The 20284-nt window shown below is 70.1% G+C and carries 19 protein-coding genes; 8 read left to right on the forward strand and 11 right to left on the reverse strand.

Features of this window, described 5'->3' with window-relative positions; genetic code table 11:
• Positions 1 to 61: 61 nt before the first annotated feature.
• From SSMG_RS38275 to SSMG_RS38315, 9 genes are all read right to left on the reverse strand, one after another.
• Positions 62 to 1882 (reverse strand): phosphoenolpyruvate carboxykinase (GTP), encoded by a 1821-nt coding sequence (locus SSMG_RS38275; protein ID WP_009085159.1) that lies wholly within the window; start codon positions 1880 to 1882, stop codon positions 62 to 64.
• Between the two features lie 438 nt (positions 1883 to 2320).
• Positions 2321 to 3016 (reverse strand): DUF6802 family protein, encoded by a 696-nt coding sequence (locus SSMG_RS38280; RefSeq protein ID WP_037716261.1) that lies wholly within the window; start codon positions 3014 to 3016, stop codon positions 2321 to 2323.
• 101 nt (positions 3017 to 3117) lie between these two features.
• Positions 3118 to 3675, reverse strand: a complete 558-nt coding sequence (locus SSMG_RS38285; protein WP_009085163.1) for a hypothetical protein — start codon at positions 3673 to 3675, stop codon at positions 3118 to 3120.
• Between the two features lie 7 nt (positions 3676 to 3682).
• Positions 3683 to 5509: a dynamin family protein gene (locus SSMG_RS38290; RefSeq protein ID WP_009085165.1), complete on the reverse strand. Its 1827-nt coding sequence runs from the start codon at positions 5507 to 5509 to the stop codon at positions 3683 to 3685.
• Positions 5506 to 5970, reverse strand: coding sequence for a nucleotide exchange factor GrpE (gene grpE / locus SSMG_RS38295; protein WP_009085166.1), 465 nt, complete (start codon positions 5968 to 5970; stop codon positions 5506 to 5508). Before grpE ends, SSMG_RS38290 begins: the two co-directional genes overlap by 4 nt.
• Positions 5971 to 6039: 69 nt before the next feature.
• Positions 6040 to 6642, reverse strand: coding sequence for a TetR/AcrR family transcriptional regulator (locus SSMG_RS38300; RefSeq protein ID WP_009085168.1), 603 nt, complete (start codon positions 6640 to 6642; stop codon positions 6040 to 6042).
• Between the two features lie 7 nt (positions 6643 to 6649).
• The gene (locus SSMG_RS38305; RefSeq protein ID WP_037716266.1) at positions 6650 to 7129 is read right to left on the reverse strand and encodes a hypothetical protein; all 480 of its coding nucleotides are present in this window, start codon (positions 7127 to 7129) and stop codon (positions 6650 to 6652) included.
• 138 nt (positions 7130 to 7267) lie between these two features.
• Positions 7268 to 7861, reverse strand: a complete 594-nt coding sequence (locus tag SSMG_RS38310) for a hypothetical protein (protein WP_009085172.1) — start codon at positions 7859 to 7861, stop codon at positions 7268 to 7270.
• A gap of 32 nt (positions 7862 to 7893) precedes the next feature.
• Entirely contained in the window at positions 7894 to 9438 is a 1545-nt protein-coding gene (locus SSMG_RS38315) for a dynamin family protein (RefSeq protein ID WP_009085174.1), read from the reverse strand.
• 130 nt (positions 9439 to 9568) lie between these two features.
• Here SSMG_RS38315 and SSMG_RS38320 point away from each other — a divergent pair, with 130 nt between their 5' ends.
• The 8 genes from SSMG_RS38320 to trmB all read left to right on the forward strand — a co-directional run bounded on the left by SSMG_RS38320 (position 9569) and on the right by trmB (position 16654).
• Positions 9569 to 10816: a sensor histidine kinase gene (locus SSMG_RS38320; RefSeq protein ID WP_009085176.1), complete on the forward strand. Its 1248-nt coding sequence runs from the start codon at positions 9569 to 9571 to the stop codon at positions 10814 to 10816.
• Positions 10813 to 11469: a response regulator transcription factor gene (locus SSMG_RS38325; RefSeq protein ID WP_009085178.1), complete on the forward strand. Its 657-nt coding sequence runs from the start codon at positions 10813 to 10815 to the stop codon at positions 11467 to 11469. The genes SSMG_RS38320 and SSMG_RS38325 overlap by 4 nt, the downstream gene beginning before the upstream one ends.
• Positions 11470 to 11705: 236 nt before the next feature.
• Positions 11706 to 12641, forward strand: a complete 936-nt coding sequence (locus SSMG_RS38330; RefSeq protein ID WP_009085180.1) for an ABC transporter ATP-binding protein — start codon at positions 11706 to 11708, stop codon at positions 12639 to 12641.
• A 28-nt stretch (positions 12642 to 12669) separates the two neighbouring features.
• Entirely contained in the window at positions 12670 to 13410 is a 741-nt protein-coding gene (locus tag SSMG_RS38335) for an ABC transporter permease (protein WP_009085183.1), read from the forward strand.
• Positions 13411 to 13567: 157 nt separating this feature from the next.
• Positions 13568 to 14476: an ABC transporter ATP-binding protein gene (locus SSMG_RS38340; RefSeq protein WP_009085185.1), complete on the forward strand. Its 909-nt coding sequence runs from the start codon at positions 13568 to 13570 to the stop codon at positions 14474 to 14476.
• Positions 14473 to 15216, forward strand: coding sequence for an ABC transporter permease (locus tag SSMG_RS38345; RefSeq protein WP_009085187.1), 744 nt, complete (start codon positions 14473 to 14475; stop codon positions 15214 to 15216). Before SSMG_RS38340 ends, SSMG_RS38345 begins: the two co-directional genes overlap by 4 nt.
• Positions 15217 to 15362: 146 nt before the next feature.
• On the forward strand, positions 15363 to 15926 hold the full coding sequence (locus tag SSMG_RS38350; RefSeq protein WP_050788371.1) for a hypothetical protein: 564 nt from the start codon (positions 15363 to 15365) through the stop codon (positions 15924 to 15926).
• Positions 15927 to 15946: 20 nt separating this feature from the next.
• A complete protein-coding gene (gene trmB / locus SSMG_RS38355; protein WP_009085192.1) occupies positions 15947 to 16654 on the forward strand; it encodes a tRNA (guanosine(46)-N7)-methyltransferase TrmB in 708 nt (235 codons plus the stop codon).
• A 480-nt stretch (positions 16655 to 17134) separates the two neighbouring features.
• On the opposite strand, the gene SSMG_RS38360 is transcribed toward trmB, so the two are convergent.
• Both SSMG_RS38360 and SSMG_RS38365 read right to left on the reverse strand, forming a co-directional pair.
• Entirely contained in the window at positions 17135 to 19405 is a 2271-nt protein-coding gene (locus tag SSMG_RS38360; protein ID WP_009085194.1) for an FtsX-like permease family protein, read from the reverse strand.
• Positions 19402 to 20097, reverse strand: a complete 696-nt coding sequence (locus tag SSMG_RS38365; RefSeq protein WP_009085195.1) for an ABC transporter ATP-binding protein — start codon at positions 20095 to 20097, stop codon at positions 19402 to 19404. Before SSMG_RS38365 ends, SSMG_RS38360 begins: the two co-directional genes overlap by 4 nt.
• Positions 20098 to 20284 lie beyond the last annotated feature (187 nt).

Below are 20284 nucleotides of genomic sequence, written 5' to 3' on the forward strand. Positions count from 1 at the left end.
AGGACTCCTTGAGGGAATCTGATTCCCTCAAGGAGTCCTTCACGGACCTTGGCTAGGAAGCTCAGCCGAGGCGCTGGGCCAGCGCGTCCAGCTCGTCGCGCAGCGAGGACGGCACCTCGCCGATCTTCGCGAACCACTCCTCGATGAGCGGCAGCTCCGCGCGCCACTCCTCGTTGCGCACCTCGAGCGCGGCCTGGATGTCCTCGACCGGCTCGGAAAGGCCCTCGAGGTCGAGGTCCTCGGCGTTCGGCACGAAGCCGATCGGGGTCTCGACCGCGTTGCCCTTGCCCTCGACGCGCTCGAGCACCCACTTGAGCACGCGCGAGTTCTCGCTGAAGCCCGGCCACAGGAAGCGGCCGTCGTCGCCGCGGCGGAACCAGTTGACGTAGAAGATCTTCGGCAGCTTGTTCGCGTCGGCGTTCTTGCCCAGCTCCAGCCAGTGGTTGAAGTAGTCGCCGGCGTGGTAGCCGAGGAACGGCAGCATCGCCATCGGGTCGCGGCGCACGTTGCCGACCGCGCCGACCGCCGCGGCGGTGGTCTCCGACGACATGGTCGCGCCCATGAACACGCCGTGCTGCCAGTCGCGGGCCTGGTTCACCAGCGGCACCGTGGTCTTGCGCCGTCCGCCGAACAGGATCGCCGAGATCGGCACGCCCTTCGGGTCGTCCCACTCCGGCGCGAGGATCGGGCACTGCGACATCGGCACGCAGTAGCGCGAGTTCGGGTGGGCGGCCTTCTCCTCGGAGTCGGGCGTCCAGTCCTGGTGCTTCCACGAGGTGGCGTGCTCGGGCGTGTTCTCCATGCCCTCCCACCACACGTCGCCGTCGTCGGTGAGCGCCACGTTCGTGAAGACCGTGTTGCCCTTCTCGATCGTGCGCATGGCGTTCGGGTTCGTGTGGTTGTCGGTGCCCGGCGCGACGCCGAAGAAGCCGAACTCCGGGTTCACCGCGTACAGGCGGCCGTCCTCGCCGAAGCGCATCCACGCGATGTCGTCGCCGAGTGTCTCCGCGCGCCAGCCCGGGATGGTCGGCTGCAGCATGGCGAGGTTGGTCTTGCCGCAGGCGCTCGGGAACGCCGCCGCGACGTAGTGGACCTTGTTCTCGGGCGAGATCAGCTTGAGGATCAGCATGTGCTCGGCCAGCCAGCCCTCGTCACGGGCGATGACCGAGCCGATGCGCAGCGAGTAGCACTTCTTGCCCAGCAACGAGTTGCCGCCGTAGCCGGAGCCGTAGCTCCAGATGAGGCGCTCCTCCGGGAATTGCGAGATGTACTTGGTCTCGTTGCACGGCCAGGCGACGTCCTTCTCGCCCGGGGCCAGCGGCTTGCCGACCGAGTGCAGCGCGGGCACGAACTCGCGCTCCGAACCGTCCGGCGCGATGAACTTGTCCAGCGCGGCCTTGCCGGCGCGGGTCATCACGCGCATCGAGGCGACGACGTAGGCGAAGTCCGTGATTTCGATGCCCAGCTTCGGGTTTTCGTCGCCGAGCGGGCCCATGCAGAACGGGATGACGTACATCGTGCGGCCGGCCATGCAGCCGCGGTACAGCTCCGTCATCGTGGCCTTCATCTCGGCCGGGTCGACCCAGTTGTTCGTCGGGCCCGCGTCCTTCTCCTCCTTCGAGCAGATGAAGGTGCGGTCCTCGACCCGCGCGACGTCGCCGGGGTCCGAGGTGGCCCAGTAGGAGTTCGGCTTGGCGTCCAGCTTCACGAAGGTGCCGGCGTCGACCAGCTCCTGGTTGATCCGGGCGGCTTCCTCGTCAGACCCGTCGACCCACACCACGCGGTCCGGGGTGGTCAGCTCGGCGACCTCCCGGACCCAGGACAGCACGCCACTGTGCGTCGTCGGCGCGTTGTCCAGTCCGGGGATGGCGACTGCGGTCATCTCTACTCCTGACTTCCGACGACAAAAGAGCCCACACCGCGAACGACAGTGTTCTTGGTGCGGGCTTCGTTGCCGGCGACCGAATGGCTTCGCGCACCGGCGGAAGACCGGTGTGCGGGTTTTGGGATTCCCCGACTGTAGCCGGATGGACGGCAGGTAACCGAGAGCTGACCTGTCGGTTCTCTCACAAGAACGATAAGGGAATCGATTCAGTTTCACCGGAACGGGCCAGCGCCGAAAATCTTTCCGCGTGGCCCGCGTCGCATTCGTGCCCGATGCCGGGAGCGGGTCTGATCGGTCCTGATCTTCGCCGGACGCTGCCGGGCGCCGGTTCGCCGGACCGGCGCGGACGGGGTCGGGTTTTGGCGTCCCGGAGACGACGAAACGGGCCCGGCGCGCGGCCGGACCCGTTTTCGTGTGACGTCAGTTACCGGAAGCTCAGTTGGGGCTGATCCACTGCCCGGTTCCGCTGTCGATCTTGGCGACGCCGCTGAGCAGCTGCGCGCCCTCGCCGCCCCAGGCCGAATCGCTGCCGGGGTCGGCAGCCGCGTGGTTCGCGCCGCCGTCGGTCTCGGTCCACTGGCCGTGGCCGGTGTGCTCGAAGGTGTGGGTGGAACCGTCCGCGCCGACCTGCACCGCGACGTCGGCCTGGCCGTCGCCGTTGGTGTCGGTGAAGGCGATCGTGCCGCCGGACTTCGTCTCGACCACGGCGGTGTCGTTGTGTCCGTCGTGGTCGGTGTCGATGGTGGCGACCCCGGCGTCGACGTCGCCGTCCGGAAGGTCGGCGTGGATGTGCCCGGTGGTCGACGTGTCCGAGGTGTGCGTATCGGTGCCGTCGGAGCCGGACTGGCCGTGGCCGGATTCGACCCAGCTGCCGGTCTTCTCGTCGTAAACCGCCTGGTCCACGACGTGCCCGGACGCGTCGACCACGGCGTAGTGATCGGCGACCCCGTCGTGGTCGGTGTCTGCGAACACCTGCGCGGTGCCGTCGTCGTGCTCGACGACCGCGGTGTCGGCGACCCCGTCGTGGTCGGTGTCGTAGTTGACCTCGGCCTGGTACTCCTGGCCGTCGACGTGGACGGTCAAGGCCTCCGGGCCGGTCGCGTCGGTGCCGCCGCTCTCGTCGACCCACATGGGTTGGTCCCCCTTATTACGCCGGGTCTGCCGCTGGTTTCGCTCGGTATGACTCACGTTAGGCCGGTTCGGTTCCCGTCCACAAGCGGATCACCGCCCGCTCACGGCGAGAGGCTGACCGGAAGTCCGCGACCGGTGACGAAGACGCACCAACTGCCCGCGTCGTCGTGGGTCAGTCCCAGCCGGACCGTCGCCGGACCGTGCCCCGCCCTGCTGACCTGGACCTCGTAGTACGCCCAGTTGTACGGCGTGTCGAGTTTCTGGCCGAGCTGGATCTGGACCTCGTCCTTGGCGAAACCGTCTACTGCCTCCGTCGCCGGGAACTCGGTGGAGGGGTGACAGTTGACGTTCTGCAGGCCGATCGGGTCGCGCTTGGCGACCGCGTCGACGTAAGCCCTGGCGACGACGTCGGGGCCGCCTGCCGGACGGTGCACCTCGACGCTGTCGTCGGTCGCGATGGCGAAGATCGCGAACCCACCGCCGCCGAGCAGCACCACCACGCCGAGGCAGATGCCGACGATCAGCCCGACCCGGCGTTTCTTCGGCGGCGCGGGCGGCTGCCACTGCTGCGGCGGCGGACCGCCCCATTGCGGAGCCGGCGGCACTCCCCACTGCGGCGGCTGCGGTCCAGGCGGCTGAGGTCCAGGTCCGTACATCACCGGCTGATCATGCCCGATCGCGGACCGTGCGGATGCGGGAAAGCAAAGTCTCGGCCCGGGTGTGGCCCTCGGTCGCGTCCTTGAGGCGTTTCGAGACGATCGCGATCTTCTTCGCCCGCTCCTGCGCGCTCATCTTGATCGTCTGGTCCACCTCCTTCAGCTCCGCCTCGATCGCCTCGATGCGGCGGCCCAGCGCCTCGTCCAGAGCGAGCGACAGTTGCTGTTCGGCCTCGATGAGCTGTTCGGCGATCAGCTGGTCGAGCGTCGAGCGGGCGTCGGCGATCGCTTCGACCAGCCATTGCTTCAGGTGTTGTTTGTCCGACGCGTGTTTGCGAGTGCGCGCCATCCACCAGCCCGCGCCGAGGCCGATCACGATCGTCGCCGGGAGCACGACCGGGTTGAGGATCGCGACGCCGGCGAGTGGCAAAGCGGCGATCTTTCCGGCACCGACGCCACCGGAAATGCCCATGAACACCAGCAGTTTGTCTTCGGCCGTCGGCGGTTTCTTGTCCGGCGGCCGCAGCACGACCGGCGGGCCGCCGGCACGCGCGAACTGGGCGCGGATCACGTCGAGTTCTTCGGCGGAGAACAGCTCCGACAGCGCGGTGTTCGTGACCTGGTTCAGCCGTTGCGACAGCTGCATCGACACCCGTTGCGACGCGGTCTGCAGCGCGATGTCGACTTCCTGCGGCAGCGCGGCGAGTTCGTCGCGTTTGGCCGCGTCGATGCGCTGGCGGAAATGCGCCTGCGCCTCGCGCATTTCGCGGCTGCTCTCGTGGCCGACCTCGACTCGCGTGCGCTGGATTTCGCCGCGCAACCGCAACTGCCAGCCGCGGGTGGAGGTGCGGCGCTGGGACTGAAGATCGTCGCGGCGGGCGCGGAGTTGTTCGGCTTCCGCTTCCCCCGCCGACAAGGCCCGGCTTTCGGCTTGCAGCTTCGCCTTGATCCCGGCCAGCGCGCTCGACAGCGAGCGGAGCGTGTTGGCTTCCTTGAGCATCATCGACCGGCCGACCAGCAGTTCCTGCAGCGCGACCTGCACCGCCGCGATGCCGGACTTCTCCCGCAGCATGGCGGCGACCTGGTCGTTCGGCGCCTTCGCGGCCGTCTCGAACACGCGCGCCGACACCGGATGGAAGACCGCGTCGGCGAAGCGGGGCGCGTGTTCGGCGAGCAGCTGCCGGTCGGCGTCCAGGATCTCGCGCCAGCCGCGGAACGCGTCGGTTTTGGCCAGGACGAACACGACCGTCTCGACGCGGTCCGCGACCTCGCGCAGGAACTGCAGCTCGGTCGAGGTGAACGGGGCCGACGCGTCGACCACGAACACCAGCGCGGTCGCGCCCGCGGCGGCCTCCTTGGCCAGCTCGCCGTGCAGCGAATCGAGCCCGCCGACGCCGGGAGTGTCGACCAGGGTCAGCCGTTCCAGCAGCGGGACCGGACCGGAGACCTCGACGTAGCGCGGCGGCAGCTGGCCTGGCGGCAGTTCGTGCGCGGCGGACACCCAGTCGACCAGCTGCGTCAGGTCGAACGGCACCGACGCCAGCTGACCGGGGTAGCAGGCCTGCGCGCCCCACTGCTGCGCGTGCTCGAAAACGAGGTAGGTCGCGGTGGCCACGTCAGCGTCCACAGGGGACAGTCCCGGCGTCGCGAGCAGGGCGTTGACCAGCGAACTCTTCCCGCGGTTCGTTTCGCCGACGACCACCACGGACGGCTTTTCCGAACGAGCCTTGCGCTGGTCCTCGACCCACTTGGCGGCCTGCGGATCCGCCTCGCGGACGACGCCGAGCAGCTGTTCGCGCGCGGCCTGGACCTGAGCGGGAAGCGTCGGTGCGGTCACTGCGCCCGCTTCGCGTAGACGGTGACGATCGGCGCGCGCAGCAACCGGTCCTGGTCGGCGAACCCGACGACCTCGGTCTCCGCGACGACGCCTTCCAGCTCCGGATCGTCGGTGGGCACCGCGCCGCCCGCCTCGTGGCGGGCCGGGTCGAAGCGTTCGCCCTCGGCGCGCAGCGCGGTGACGCCGATGGCGGCGAGCCCGTGTTCGAGCCGTTCCACGACGCCGCTGCTGCGGGCGCGGTCCAGCGCGTACAGGCAGAGCTGGATGAGCGCCTGCCGGTCGGAAAGCGCGCGTTCGAGGTCACCCGGGGCAGCTACGAGGTCCACATCGGGATCCGACGCATCCGCCGCGGCGGCGGTTCCGTCCGCCTCGGCGATGATCCGCGCGAGAGCGTCCGCGCTGATCTCGCCGGTCGGCGCTTCGGCCGCGTCGCCGGCTTCCTCGTGGCCGAACCACGCCATCTAGACCCTCCCCTGGCCGTCCCCGTGATTCCACCAGTTTGCGATACCGCGCCGCGCGGCGGGGCCGGATCACTCAGACGGGCCGAGAATCCGCGTCAGCAGCTGCCGCAGCACCGCCTGCTCGTGCTCGACGTCCAGTTCGGGATCGAGGCTCGCGCGGGAAAGCAGCGCGTCGACCAGCGCGACGACCCAGTTGCCCGCGTCTCTCGGGGCCAGCATGGGGGAGAGGCGGCCGGTTCGGACGCCACGCTCGATCAAGCCCACGAGACCGGCGCGCATGAGGTCGTCGTTGCTGCGGATCAGCTCGGCGAACTCCGGATCGCGCGCGGCCTGCGCGGCCGCTTCGAGGATCAGCCGCACGACCCCGGGCAGCACGAGCGCCGCCGACATCCGTTCGACCACGGCGAGCACGCCTTCCCACGGGTCCGCCATTTCCACCGCGGCGGCGAGCAGTTCCTCGTTGTCGGCGGTGTCGGCCTCGAAAATGCCGACGAAGACCGCGCGCTTGCTGGGGAAGTAGTGGAACAGGCTGCCGGAGCTGATCCCGGCGGCACGGCAGATGTCCGCGGTGGAGGTCTTTTCGAACCCGTCGCGCGCGAAACAGACGGCTGCCGCGTCGAGAATCGCGCGTCGTTTCGCCGCGTGCTTCTCCGGGTCGACAGTCCTCGCCACGGGGACATCATCGCTCAGGCGGCGGTTCGTCGAGCCACGGGCGGCCGTGCGCGGCGAACGCTTCGGCCAGCTGCCGCCGGGGCAGATCGGTCTTCTCCCGGGCGATTTCCCGGTCGTTCTCGGCGAGCAGCACGAGTTTGCCGTCGTCGACGAACGCGGCGGTGAGCGGAGTGTCGATGCGCCGGCGGCGTTCGCGGCGCTCGAGCGTGACGCGGGTGGCGGACACCGTGACGATCAGCCGGTCCCACGCCCAGAACCAGGCGAACGCCAGCCCCAGCAGGAGACCGGCGACGACCGCGCCGATCAGCCGCCACGGCTGCGGGATCTGGTGCAACAGCCGGAACGGACCTTGCACCGGGAACCACGGCAGCGACGTGATCCAGTCGGCGATCGCTTGGCCGCCCCAGCCCAGCAGTGCCCCGGCGACCGGGCAGGCCAGCCAGGAGCCGCGGCGCAGCCACGCCGGTTCGTCGACCACTGTTTCCATGGGAGCAATATTAGACCGCGCACTCGGTTTATCAATGTCCGGCCTGGTCGAGCGCCCCAATGTGGCATTGGGTGCGTCAGATGCACCCAATGTGGCGTTCGGTGCGTCAGATGCACCCAATGCCACATTGGGGCTGTTTCAGGCCAGTTCGTGGATCAGCGAGCGCATGGCCTGGTCGAGCGCCGGAACGTCGGCGGCCAGCCGGGACGACACCAGCAGCTGGTGCTCCGCCGTCCGCAGCCACACCCGGCCGGCGACCGGGATCTCCAGCACCGACAGCCGGAACGGCCGGGCGCGCCGACCCAGTTCGACTTCGGTTTCGCGGACGAGACGGCCCAGGCGTTCCCCGGCGAGGATCTGGCGGCGGTGGAAGCCCGACGAAACCGGACGGCGGGCCATGGCGAAGTGTTCCGCGGCCGCCGGGGCGAAGTGCTGGGCCGCGCGGTCGATCGCCGAACCGTCGCCGGGAGCAGGGCTTTTCCGGCGGGTGCGCGCGGAACCTCGCTCGCGCAGGAAGGTCAGCAGGCCGTTCCACCACGGTTCCCACTGCGCCTGCACCGCCGCGCGGTCGAGGGCGGGCGGGACGTGCACCGGCACAGCGGGTTCCACCGGCGGCAGCAGCTGGCCGTCGGCGACCGAGAGCGCGAGCACGTCCCGGAGGAACAACGCCACGTCGACGTCGTGGTCGCTCCCCCAGTTCACCCGCCACGAGGTGGTGTCCTCCAGCCGCACGACATTCAGCCTACGCGTCGCGGCCGAGTTGTTTACTGTTCGCGAATCTGTTGCCAGATCAGGAAATAGGCGCGGTGCACGACGTGGGCCACGCGGCTTTGCGCCGGAGTCGCCCCGAAGGAGGCGAAAGAACGCCACCAGCCAGCGCGTTCCAGCGCGTGCGCGGCCAGCTCCGGACGCGAGGCGCCGGGAAGGCCGAGCTGTGCGCCAAGGTCGGCGTTGCTGCCGACCCGAAGCACCTCTTCCGCCAGGTCTTCCGGCATTTCGACGGCCCCCGAAGCGACGAGCGTCAACGCTTCCAGCAGCCGCAGCTGATGCGCTTCCGGGCGGGCCAGCAGCACCTCGATCGCGTCGTGCACCCGCTGCCGTTCGCCCGGGTCGCCGGACGCGTGCGCCAAAGCGGTCACTGACGCCAGCGCGGCCGCGGCCTTGATCCCGTCCGCGCGCGCGGCGAAGACGATCGAGAGCCGGCGGCGGACCGCTTCGAGTCCGGAGATGTCGAGAAGCTTGCGCCGCAACGCTCCCGCGGTGATCTCCGGTTCCGCGCGGATCGCGTCGACCGCGCAGCGGATTCCGAAGAGATCGAGCTTCTCCAGCAGCCGCAAGCGGATCCCGGCCGGGATGTCGCACTCCCAGCTGGTGAAGATGTCGGCCGCGATGAGCATGGTTTCGAGGACGTCGTCGTCGAGCGCGGCGAGCTGGCCGAGCGCCTCGGCGTCGGCGGAGGTGAACCCGCCGGACTCGGCCGATTCGGCGATCAGGCCGATCACCGGCAGCACGTCCGCGACGCGCGGCTTCAGCGTCGCGGCCTGCTTCTCGGCGAGCAATTGCGCGGCCGTCCAGACGTCTCCGCCGGAGCCTTCGACAGATTCCGCGACGATCGTGTCCGCCTTGTTCAGCACGGCGATCGCGTTGACCGGCCCCGCGTCCCGGCTCGCGGTCGCGGCGGTGAACGCGGCCAGCGCCTGCTGATCGTCCGCGCGCACGCCCTGGGTCACCACGTACAGCACGGCCTCCGCGCCCGCGACGGCGTTGCGCGAGGTGTCGTCGAGGTCGTCGGAACCCTCGTCCTGCTCGGCCGCGCCCAGCAGCTGCTCGGTCCGCGACACCGACGCGGCGTCCAGCGAGCCGAGACCGGGGGTGTCGATCACCGTCATGTCCTGCAGCACCGCGTTGGTGAGGTACGCCTCGAGGTGCGAGACCTCGGAGATGTCGACGCCCAGCTCAGCCGGGATCGACCCGTCCGCGGCGAACGGCAGCACCTGCTTGCGGCCGTCGAGGAACACCACCTCGACGCGGTCGACGGTGCCGTACTGGAATCGCGTGACCAGCCGCGTGCACTCGCCGACGTCGGTGGGCGCGACCCGCCGTCCGATCAGCGCGTTGACCAGCGTCGACTTGCCCGATTTGATCCGCCCGGCGACCGCGACCTGCAGCGGCGCGCCGAGCCGGCGCAGCACCTCGGCGAACCCGGCGGCGGTGCGCGGGGACACCTGGGACCGCAGCCGGTGGCACAGCTCCGCCACCGACGCGGACAGTGGGCCGGCGAGCCGTCCCCGTTCCGCCGCTGCCGTCACCGCCCCGGCCCCCTTCCGGCTCGTCCGCTCGCCCGTGCGGGAATCGTCGCATGCCGGTCATCCTCCGGTCGCACCGAAGGTGCTACCCGCGACCGACGCGGCTTCCGGCACCGCGACCTACTGTTGAGTCGTGCGACGGCTCAGCCTGTGGATGCGTGCCCACCCGATGGTGGGGGACTCGCTGCTGGCGCTGTTCCTCGCCGCGTTCGACATCCTGGTGTTCGCCACCGGCGGTCTCGACCCCGAAGTGCCCGGTCCGGAGTGGTACGTCGCCGTTCCGATCGACCTCGCCGTGGTCGCGCCGCTCGTGTTCCGGCGCAAACGACCGGTGCTCGCCGCGTACGTCGTGTACGTCATTTCGTTCGCGCACAGCGCGCTGGACCTCGGAGTTTCCGGGCTGGCCGCGCTCGCGATCAGCCTCTACTCGGTCCAGGTCTACGTCGGACGCAAGCAGGGACTGCTTTACGGCGGCGCGTTCGTCGTGGCCATGGCCGTCACCGCGATCGTCAAACCCGAGCCGTCGATGGCCGCGCAGCTGCTGTTCAGCGCCTTCACCATCGCCTTCTGCTGGCTGCTCGGCGAGTTCATGTACGCCCGCCGCGCCTACCAGCGCGAACTGGAGGCCCGGTTGCATCTGCTGGAAACCGAACGCGACCAGGCCGCGCGCATCGCGGTGGCCGAGGAGCGCGGCCGGATCGCCAGGGAACTGCACGACGTCGTGGCGCATTCGGTGAGCGTGATGGTCGTGCAGGCCGACGGCGCGGCGCTCGCCCTGAAATCCAATCCGGAGCTGGCCGGGCGCGCGCTGGGGACGATCTCCGAGACCGGCCGCGGCGCGCTCGGCGAACTGCGCCGGCTGCTGGACGTGCTGCGCAACGACCGCGGCGACGACGAACCGCGGGTGCCGCAGCCGGACGCGACCGCGCTGGGCGACCTCGCCGAGCGGATGCGCGCCGCGGGCGTTCCGGTCGACCTCGCCCTCGGCGACGGGCTCGACGAACTGCCCGCCGGGGTGTCGCTCGGGATCTACCGGATCGTCCAGGAATCGCTCACCAACACGCTCAAGCACGCCGGGGCCGGGGCGAGCGCCGCGGTGCGGGTGGAGCGGACCGGCGACCAGGTCGAGGTGCTCGTGCGCGACGACGGCGCGGGCCGGGCCCGGCGGCTCGAACAGGTCGGCGCGAACGGAGCGACGGCGATGGCGGGGTCGGCCGCGACAGCTCGGCAACCGGCGCCGCGGCTGTCGGTCGCGGGAGGAAACGGCCTGATCGGGATGCGCGAGCGGGCGCACGTGTACGGCGGGACACTGGAGGTGGGCCCCGCCGCGGGCGGTGGCTGGCAGGTGCGAGCGGTGCTGCCGGTTAGGTTGAACTCGTGATCCGAGTGGTGGTCGTCGACGACCAGGAACTGATGCGCGTCGGGTTCCGGATGGTGCTGGGCGCGCAGGCCGACATCGACGTGGTCGGGGAGGCGGGCGACGGCGCGCAAGCCGTGCGGATGGCCGCCGAACTGCGGCCCGACGTCGTGCTGATGGACGTCCGGATGCCGGTGCTCGACGGGGTCGAGGCGACCAAGCAGATCGTCGCGGCGGGCACCGCGCGGGTGCTCGTGATGACCACCTTCGACCTCGACGAGTACGTCTACGCGGCGCTGCAGGGCGGGGCGTCCGGCTTCCTGCTCAAGGACACCCAGCCCGACTACCTGGTGTCCGCGCTGCGTTCGGTCGCCGACGGCGACGCGGTGATGTCGCCCTCGGTCACGCGCAGGCTGCTCGACCGGTTCGTCGGCTCCGGCGGTTCGGAAATGCGCGATCCGGCCGAACTCGACGTGCTGACCGACCGCGAACGCGAAGTGCTCGTGCTGATCGCGAAAGGCATGTCGAACGTCGAGATCGCCGAGACGTTGTTCCTTTCCGAGGCGACGGTGAAAACGCACGTCGGGCGGATCCTGTCGAAACTCGACCTGCGCGACCGCGTACAGGCGGTCGTCCTCGCGTACGAAACCGGGCTCGCCCGGCCGGGGATCGGCTGAAGCGTCCGATTCGGACACTGTCCACACCGGACCCCGCCGCGGATTCCGCGGCGGGGTCCTTGGCGAATCGGGCAAAATTCAGGGTCGGCTCAGGGGCATCCCCCATCGCGCTCCACCCCTCGACACGATTGAGTACTACTCAGGTCGGGTAGCCGGTTCGATCCACAGGATGACGCGAAAACGGCGGCGCTGCGACAGGATGAATTCCGTCAGCACCGCCGTAGAGGGAGCAGGGGATGATCGAGGCAACAGGTCTCACCAAGCGTTACGGGAGCACGCTCGCGGTGAACAACCTGTCGTTCAGCGTGGCAGCGGGGAAAGTCACCGGATTCCTCGGCCCGAACGGCGCCGGCAAGTCCACGACCATGCGCATGATCCTCGGCCTGGACAACCCGACCGCGGGCCAGGTCCGGATCGGGGGGAAGCTCTACCACGAACTGAAGGAGCCGCTGCGCGCGGTCGGCGCGCTGCTCGACGCGAAATGGGTGCACCCCAACCGCTCGGCGCGATCGCACCTGCAGTGGATGGCCCGGTCCAACCGGATCCCGGCCGCGCGGGTGGACGAGGTGCTCGACACCGTCGGGCTCACCAGCGTCGCGGGAAAGCGGGCGGGCGGGTTCTCGCTCGGCATGTCGCAGCGGCTGGGCATCGCCGGCGCGCTGCTCGGCGACCCGGAGGTGCTGCTGTTCGACGAGCCGGTGAACGGCCTCGACCCGGAGGGCATCCTCTGGATCCGCAAGTTCATGCAGCGCCTCGCCGCCGAGGGCCGGACCGTGTTCGTGTCAAGCCACCTGCTTTCGGAAATGGCGCTCACCGCGACCGACCTCGTGGTCATCGGCAAGGGCCAGCTGATCGCCCAGTCCACCACTGAGGAATTCGTGGCGCGGGCCGCGGAAAACACCGTGAAGGTGCGTTCGCCGCAGCTTCCGGCGCTGCGTCAGCAGCTGATCTCCGCCAGCGCACAGGTCACCGACTCCGGCGACGCGCTCATCGTGTCCGGAATGGACAGTGCGAAGATCGGCGAGATCGCCGCCTCGGCGAACGTCGTGCTGCACGAGCTGAGCCCGCAGACCGGTTCGCTCGAACAAGCCTTCATGCAGATCACCGGCGACTCCGTCGAGTACCACACCGGGCTCGAGGCAGAGGCGCAGCAGGCCGCGGCCATCCGCTGACCACACTCTCGTTGGGAAGAGAAAACTCATGACTTTGCTCGCGGTCGAACGCATCAAGCTCTTCACCACCCGGTCGCCGTGGTGGTGCGCCCTCATCGCGCTCGCGCTCACCATCGGATTCGCCGGCCTCATGGCGGGCTCGCTCCCCAGCGGGGAGACGATCTCGGTCGCCAACACCCAGGCCGGGCACCAGTTCGGCATCGCGGTGATCATGGTGCTGGCGGCGCTGGCGGTGACCACCGAATACCGGTTCGGCACGATCCGCACCACGTTCCAGGCGGTTCCGCACCGCGGCAGCGTGCTCGTCGCGAAAGCCACCGTCGTCGCGCTGCTGTCGTTCGTGATCGGCGAGATCGGCGCCTTCGCCTCGTGGGGCCTCGGCTACGCCATCCGCCCCTCCGACTCGGTCGCGCTGAAGACCTCCGCGGACTGGATCAACGTCGCCGGTGTCGGCGTGGTGTTCGCCTTCGCCGCGGTCATCGCGGTCGCGGTCGGCACGCTGATCCGGCACAGCGCGGGCGCGCTCTCGCTGCTGCTGATCTACGTGCTGGCAGTGGAAAACCTCGTGCAGCTGATCCCGACGGTCGGCCAGAAGATCCACGAGTGGATGCCGTTCACCGTCGCGGAGCGCTTCCTCGGCGGCGTCCGTCAGGTGCCGGGCGCGCCGGAGGCGGCACTGTCGCAGTGGGGCTCGCTGGCCTACTTCGCCGGGGTGGCCGTGGTGCTGCTGGCCATCGCGATCGGCGTCGCGAAGAAGCGCGACGCGTAAAGACCCACAGGGAACGTTCGGACGAGTCAGGCGGGGGCCGGCGGAGCCGAACAAGGGGAAAAAGGGGAAAAGGGGAACAAGATCCGGGTCGCCATTCGGGGGGCGGCCCGGATCTTTCCGTTTCGGTAGAGTTCGGGTCCACGAGAAGGGGGACGGCGTGCTCGAAGCGACTGGACTCACCAAGTCCTACGGCGACACCGTCGCGGTGCGAGACCTGACATTCACCGCGCGAGCCGGTCGCGTCACCGGGTTCCTCGGCCCGAACGGGGCGGGCAAATCCACCACGATGCGGTTGCTGCTCGGGCTCGACGCGCCCACCGCGGGCACCGCGCACATCGAGGGCAAGCCGTACCGGCAGCTGACCGATCCGCTGCGCACGGTCGGCGCGCTGCTCGACGCGACGTGGCGGCATCCGGGCCGCTCCGCCCGCCAGCACCTGCGGTTCCTCGCCGCGACGAACGGGCTGCCGGACCGGCGGGCCGACGAGGTGCTGGAGCTCGTCGGGCTCTCCGCGGTGGCCCGCAAGCGCGCGGGCACGTTCTCGCTCGGCATGCTGCAGCGGCTCGGCATCGCGAGCGCGCTGCTCGGCGACCCGCGCGTGCTGCTGTTCGACGAACCGGTGAACGGCCTCGACCCGGAGGGCGTGCACTGGGTGCGCCAGCTGCTGCACGGGCTCGCCGCGGAAGGCCGCACGGTGTTCGTGTCGAGCCATCTGCTGCCGGAGATGGAGCAGACCGCGCAGGACCTCGTGGTGATCGGCCGCGGCCAGCTCATCTACCAGGGCACGATGGCCGATTTCGTGGCCCGCGCCGGATCGCGCGGGGTCCGGGTGCGCACGCCGCACGCCGACGCGCTGCGCACCGCGCTCACCGAAGCGCGCGCGGTTTTCACCGAGGATTCCGGTGCGTTCCTGGTGTCCGAAATGGACAGTGACGCGATCGGCGAACTCGCTTTCGCCGCGCGCGCCACGCTGCACGAGCTGAGCCCGCTGGCCGGTTCGCTCGAGCACGCCTACCTCGAATTGACAGGTCAGGCAGGCGAATTCACCAGTGGAGGTGCGCGGTGAATCTGCTGCGGGCGGAACGGATCAAGCTTTTCAGCACGCGCGCGCCGTGGTGGTGCGCGCTCATCGCGGTGGCCGCGCCGATCGGGTTCACCGCGTTGTTCCTCGGGCTTTCCGGGGCCGAAATCACCGCGGACGTGAGCAATACTCAGCTTGCCACCGGCACCGGCCGCACGGTCGCGCTGGTGCTCGCGGTGCTCGCCGCGACGGCCGACTTCAACTGGGGCACGCTCCGGCTCACCTTCCAGGCGGTGCCGACGCGGACGCCGGTGCTGCTCGCCAAGGGCGCCGTGGTGTGCGCGGTGTGCGCGGTGCTCGGTCTGCTCGCCGGCGTCGGCTCGTGGGGCATGGCGCATCTCGTGCGGCCGGACGCCGACCTCGGTCTGCACTCCGGGGCGGACTGGCGCACCGTGTTCGGCCAGACCCTGACCTTCGCGCTGGCCGGGCTGCTCGGCGTCGGCGTCGGCCTGCTGCTGCGCAGTTCCGCGCTGACGCTGGCGATCGTGCTCGTGTGGACCCAGCTGGTCGAGGGCCTGGTGCTGCTGATTCCCAAGATCGGCAGCGATCTCTACCAGTGGATGCCGTTCTACGCGGCGTCGCAGTTCGCCGGTGGCGATTTCACCAGGACGACGCTGAAACTGTCGCCGCCTTTCGGGCCGTGGGGTTATCTCGCGTATTTCGCGGCGATCAGCGCGGTGTTGTTCGCGGCGGGCGTGGCCACCGCGAATCGGCGCGACGCCTGACCTGCACGTGCACATTCCCGATTGCGCGGGAAGCATTCGGATTAAATTCACGTAAACCGGTGTGGCTTCTCTCACAGCGAGCGGACATACTGTCGGAAACCGACGGATATTCGAAGTGCCCCGTCTCAGCTCTCCGGAGGTGAACCGTGACGGTGGACGTTGATCAGATACTCGTTTCCCGCGACGCGGCGGTACCGACCCCCCGGCTCGAGCCGATGCTGGACCTCGAATGGTCCCAGGCGATCGAACTGCCCCGGTTCGCGCTGCCCGCGACCCGGCCCGCCGAACTGCGCCAGGCGTGGGTGCATCGCGCCCCCGAGGACGCGGTGCTCGGGCTGTATCGCCGGGCGAGCGGGTCCGACGACACGCTGCCCGCGCCGTGGTGGCTGCGCGCGGTCGCGAGCGGGCGGCTCGAATCGCGCGAACTCGGCTTCCGCATCGAGGACCGGGTGGCGCAACTGCTCGGCAAGCGGATGGGCTGGGAGTTCGTCCCGTGGGCGGCCGACGGCGAATCCGGGTACTGGGAGTTCATGCCGTCCGAACGCGGCAAGTCCGGCCATTCCATCCCGACGACCGTGCTGAACACCGACCGGCACGACGGCTGGATCGACGTGCTGCCCGCGCATTCCGCCCAGGCCCCGGAGCCGGTGGCGGTCGCCGGGCTCGCCGGACTGCGCTCCCGGCTCGGGGAGTTCGAAGCGGTCCGCTGACGCGCCCGTATGTTGTCCGGGTGGAAAACGAGGACCAGCCACGGCTGCGCAGCGTGGTCAGTTACGTCAAACGCGGCGGACGGATGACCGTCGGCCAGCAGCGAGCCTGGGAAGAACACTGGCCGCGGCTCGGCCGGACGGTGTCGGAACTGCCTGCCGGACCGGTCGACTTCACGGAGTGGTTCGGCCGCGAAGCGCCGGTGATGCTGGAGATCGGCTCCGGCATGGGCGAGACGACGTCGCAGCTGGCCGCCGCCGCGCCGGAGCTGAACTACGTGGCCGTCGAGGTGTACGACCCCGGGCTAGGACAGCTGATGCTGCGCGCGGAGAAGCTCGGGGTAACGAACCTGCGCCTGATGCACGGCGACGCGGTGGTCCTGCTGACGTCACACGTCGAGCCCGGTTCGCTGTCCGGCGTGCGGCTGTTCTTCCCGGACCCGTGGCCGAAGAAGCGCCACCACAAACGCCGGATCGTGCAGCCGGAATTCGTGGCACTGATCGCCTCGCGGCTCGCCCCCGGCGGGACGTTCCACATGGCGACCGACTGGGAGCACTACGCCGAGCAGATGCTCGAGGTGTGCTCGGCAGAACCCGCACTGCGCAACCGCTACGCCGACGAACCGGGCGGCTGGGCCCCGCGCCCCGAGTGGCGGCCGGTGACGAAGTTCGAACAGCGAGCGGACCGAGAAGGCCGGGTCTCGCACGATTTGATCTTCGAAAAGCACTGATCCCAAGTCAGCCTCACACGCCGAGGACCGGCCCCTTCAGCCGACCGCGACCTGGAGCCGACTGCGGTTGAAGCGCCCCAATGTGGCATTGGGTGCATCCCACGCACCGAACGCCACATTGGGTGCACCAGACGCACCCAATGCCACATTGGGGCGCAAGCCCCCGCCCACACACACCGCAGCCGATGCACCCAACGCGGGGCGCCCACACCTCCCCCACCCCCGATACGAAGCCAAAAACACGGCGCTGGGGTGCTTGTCAAGGCATCTGTCCCGGCATGACAAGCACCCCAGCGCCGTAGTCACACTAAAAAATCGGGGTGCCCGCCCAACCACGAACCGGCAATGTCGCCCGCCAGGGCGACGAGCCGCCCAAAACAGAAACACGAAGGGCCGCCCCCAGGTTCCCACCCCCGGCAACGGCCCTCCGCTCCCTTCACCCCCGGTCCCGCCCCTCCCCCGACGAGGGGCGGGCGCCAGCTATTCGTCCGCCAATGGCTCCGCCTGCACCCGCTTCAACGCGGGCGTGCAAACCGACGCGCCGAGAAGGGCGACCCCGACCCCCAGCACCACCGGCGCGACGATCCACGGGCTGAACACCACCGACCCCCGTTCCATCGTGGCCATGAACAGCCCCAGTCCGACCGCGACTCCCATCACGCCCGCGCCGATCGTCGCGACCAACGCAGGCAGCGCGGCCTCCATCCGCAACGCCCGGGACAGCACCCGCACCGGAGTGCCCGCCGCCATCAGGGCGCCGAACGTCCGGCGCCGGTCCATCACCGAACCCGCGGTCGCGACCGCCGCGCTGCAGCCGGCGAGGATGCCTGCCGCGACGAGGCCGATCACCGTGACTCGGCGCAGGTCGCTGAGCTGCACTTGCTGTCCATAGAGGTACTGCTCGCGGCTGCCGATCTCGTTCCCGACCGCGTTGGGCACCAGCGCGGTCCGCACGATCTCGCGGTTGGCCTCGGCGGTCGGCACGACCAGGGTGACCTGGGTCGGTTTCACCCCAGCCGGCACCGCGGACGGGTCGATCACGTACTCGCCGAAGTTGTTCTTCCGCTCCGGGTGATACGTCCCCACCGTGACCGCGCCGAGCGGCGTGCCCGTGCTGTCCTCGCCGCCGTACCGCGCGACCCGCAGATTGTTCGTGTCCAGCTGGTACGGCGTGTACAGCCCGACACCGGGCTTGCAGTCCTGCTGGGTGATCCCGAGCCGGGTCAGCTTGGCGGCGTCAGCGCAGGTCATCACGTACGCCCGCTGCATCGACCGGTAGTTCCCCTCGCCCTGCATCACGTAGACGCTGGCCACCGGGACGACGCGTTCGGACAGTCCGGCCTTCGCGAGCGTGGCGTTCGTCCGCTCGGTCGCTTCGGGAGCGCGGTCCGCGGTGACGTCGACGTACAGCGCCGAGTCCACGTACTGGCGTCCGCCGCCGGCGAGGGATTCGAACGACGGCAGCAGCGTGAGCGCCATCGAGCCGGTGAACACCGCGAGCACGATCCCGGCCGAGGCCCGGTAGGAACCCTTCGGGTCGTTGCGCAGCCGACGTCCGGCCAGCAGCGACGACGGCCGCCGCCAGATCCGCACGAACGTGCCGCCGACCGCGGAGGTCACCCACGGTCCGACCACCATCGCCGAGGCGACCACCAGCAGCAGGCCGAACAGCACCAGGTTGCCGTTGCCGCCGCTGCGCGCGCCGACAACGCTGTAGAGGAAGAACAATCCCGCCGCGGGCAGCGCGAGCAGCCGCCACCAGCGCAACGGCTTCACGGTGTGCCCGCCAGTCGCGAACAGCGGCGTGCTCACCACCCGGCGCAGGCCGAGCACCCCGGCGAGCACCACGAGCAGCGGGACCAGCAGCACGGCGAGCACGGTCAGCCCCACCGGCAGCGCGAAGTCCGAGGCCAGCCAGGTCCCGCCGTCCCACGGCACGAACGTGGCCAGTCCGCGCAGCGCCGGGCTCAGCAGCAGGCCGACCAGCGCCCCGACCCCCGCCGACAAGCCGGTTTCGGCGGCGACCATCGCGGTCACCTGGCCCGGCGTCGCACCGGCCAGCCGGATCGCGGCGAGCCGTTGTTCGCGGCGGGCGGCGGTGAGCCGGGCCGACGACGCGACGAGCACGAGGCTCGGCACGAGCAGCACGATGATGCCGACCCAGGACAACACCGTCAGCAGGCCGTCCGGATGCCCCTGTCCGGCGGGGAACGCCGCGGCCGGGAAGGCGTCCTGGCCGGGCTGGTCCTTGTGCCCGTACGGGCGCATCTCCTGCGGGCTGTGCCCGACGAGCGCGACGAGCTGCTCCGGATACCGCAGCGCCTCTTCGCCGAACGCGGCGACCGGTTTGCCGAAGCGGTTCCCGAGCTGGTCGGCCGGGGTGGCGTTGAGCAGTTTCCCGAGCGCGGGCGACACGATCGTCTCGCCGGGGCCGGGCAGCTGCGGGATGCCCGGCGGCAGGCGCAGCGAATCGGCCGGGCCGGTGACCGCGATGTCGACGCGGGCGACCTGCTTGCCGGCGAAGTAGTCCTTGGAGGAGTTGACCAGCATGGTGTTCTGCTGGCCGGAGTCGTAGCGGCCGCTGCTTTGCCACAGCGCCCGCTGCTCGCGCGCCTGAGTGGCGTACGGCAGGGTCGCCAGCAGCAGGACGAGCCCGGTCGCGACGGCGACGCCGACCGCGGTGAGGATCGCCGAGGTGCGGGTCCGCCGGTCGCCGCGCAGCACCCGCAGGGCGAGCTGGAACGGGTTCATGCCGCGAGCCTCGTCGCGATCAGGCCGTCGCGGATCGCCACGGTGCGCGGCATCGATTCGGCGAGTTCCCGGTCGTGGGTCACCACGAGCACCGCGGCTCCGGACGCCTGGGCGGCGGCCAGCAGCGCGTCCATCGTCTCGCGGCCGGTGCGGGTGTCGAGCGCGCCGGTCGGCTCGTCGGCGAAGATCACCTTCGGCCGGTGGGTGAGCGCGCGGGCGATCGCGACGCGCTGCGCCTCGCCGCCGGAAAGCTCACCGGGGCGGCGCGCTTCCTTGCCGGACAGGCCGAGTTTGCCGAGCCATTCCCGGGCCGCGGCGATGGCTTCGCCCCGGGTTCCGCCGGCCAGCAGCGAGGGAAGTGCGACATTCTCTTCCGCGGTCAGCTCGGACACGAGCATTCCGGACTGGAAGACAAAACCGAATTCGGTGCGCCGCAGTTCGCTGCGCCGCTTTTCGCCGAACTGGTCGATCCGCTGTCCCTGCAACCAGATCTCGCCGCTGTCCGCGCGCAGGATCCCGGCGAGCACGTGCAGCAGCGAGGTTTTGCCGGAGCCGGACGGGCCGACGATGGCGATCGCTTCCCCCGGCTGGACGTCGATGTCGATTCCGGCCAGCGCGTGCTGCTGCCCGTAGCGCTTCACCAGCCCGCGCCCCGACAACACCGCTCCGGCGCTCCACTGTGGATTCGTCATCCGCCAGCTCTCTCCCTGTCTCCGTCATTCGTTTCCCGACTGCGACGGAAAGCAGCTTCGCGGATTCGAGCGGGTGTCCACTTCGGGCAGACGGCCGGTACCTGGCCGGCCTTCATCGGCCGATCGGCCGATGCCGACGAACCACGTGGCCAAGGTGCGCGCGGGGGCGAATCATCTACCGTCACGG

The organism is Streptomyces sp. AA4 (genome assembly GCF_000158875.1).
Taxonomy (GTDB): Bacteria; Actinomycetota; Actinomycetes; order Mycobacteriales; family Pseudonocardiaceae; genus Amycolatopsis.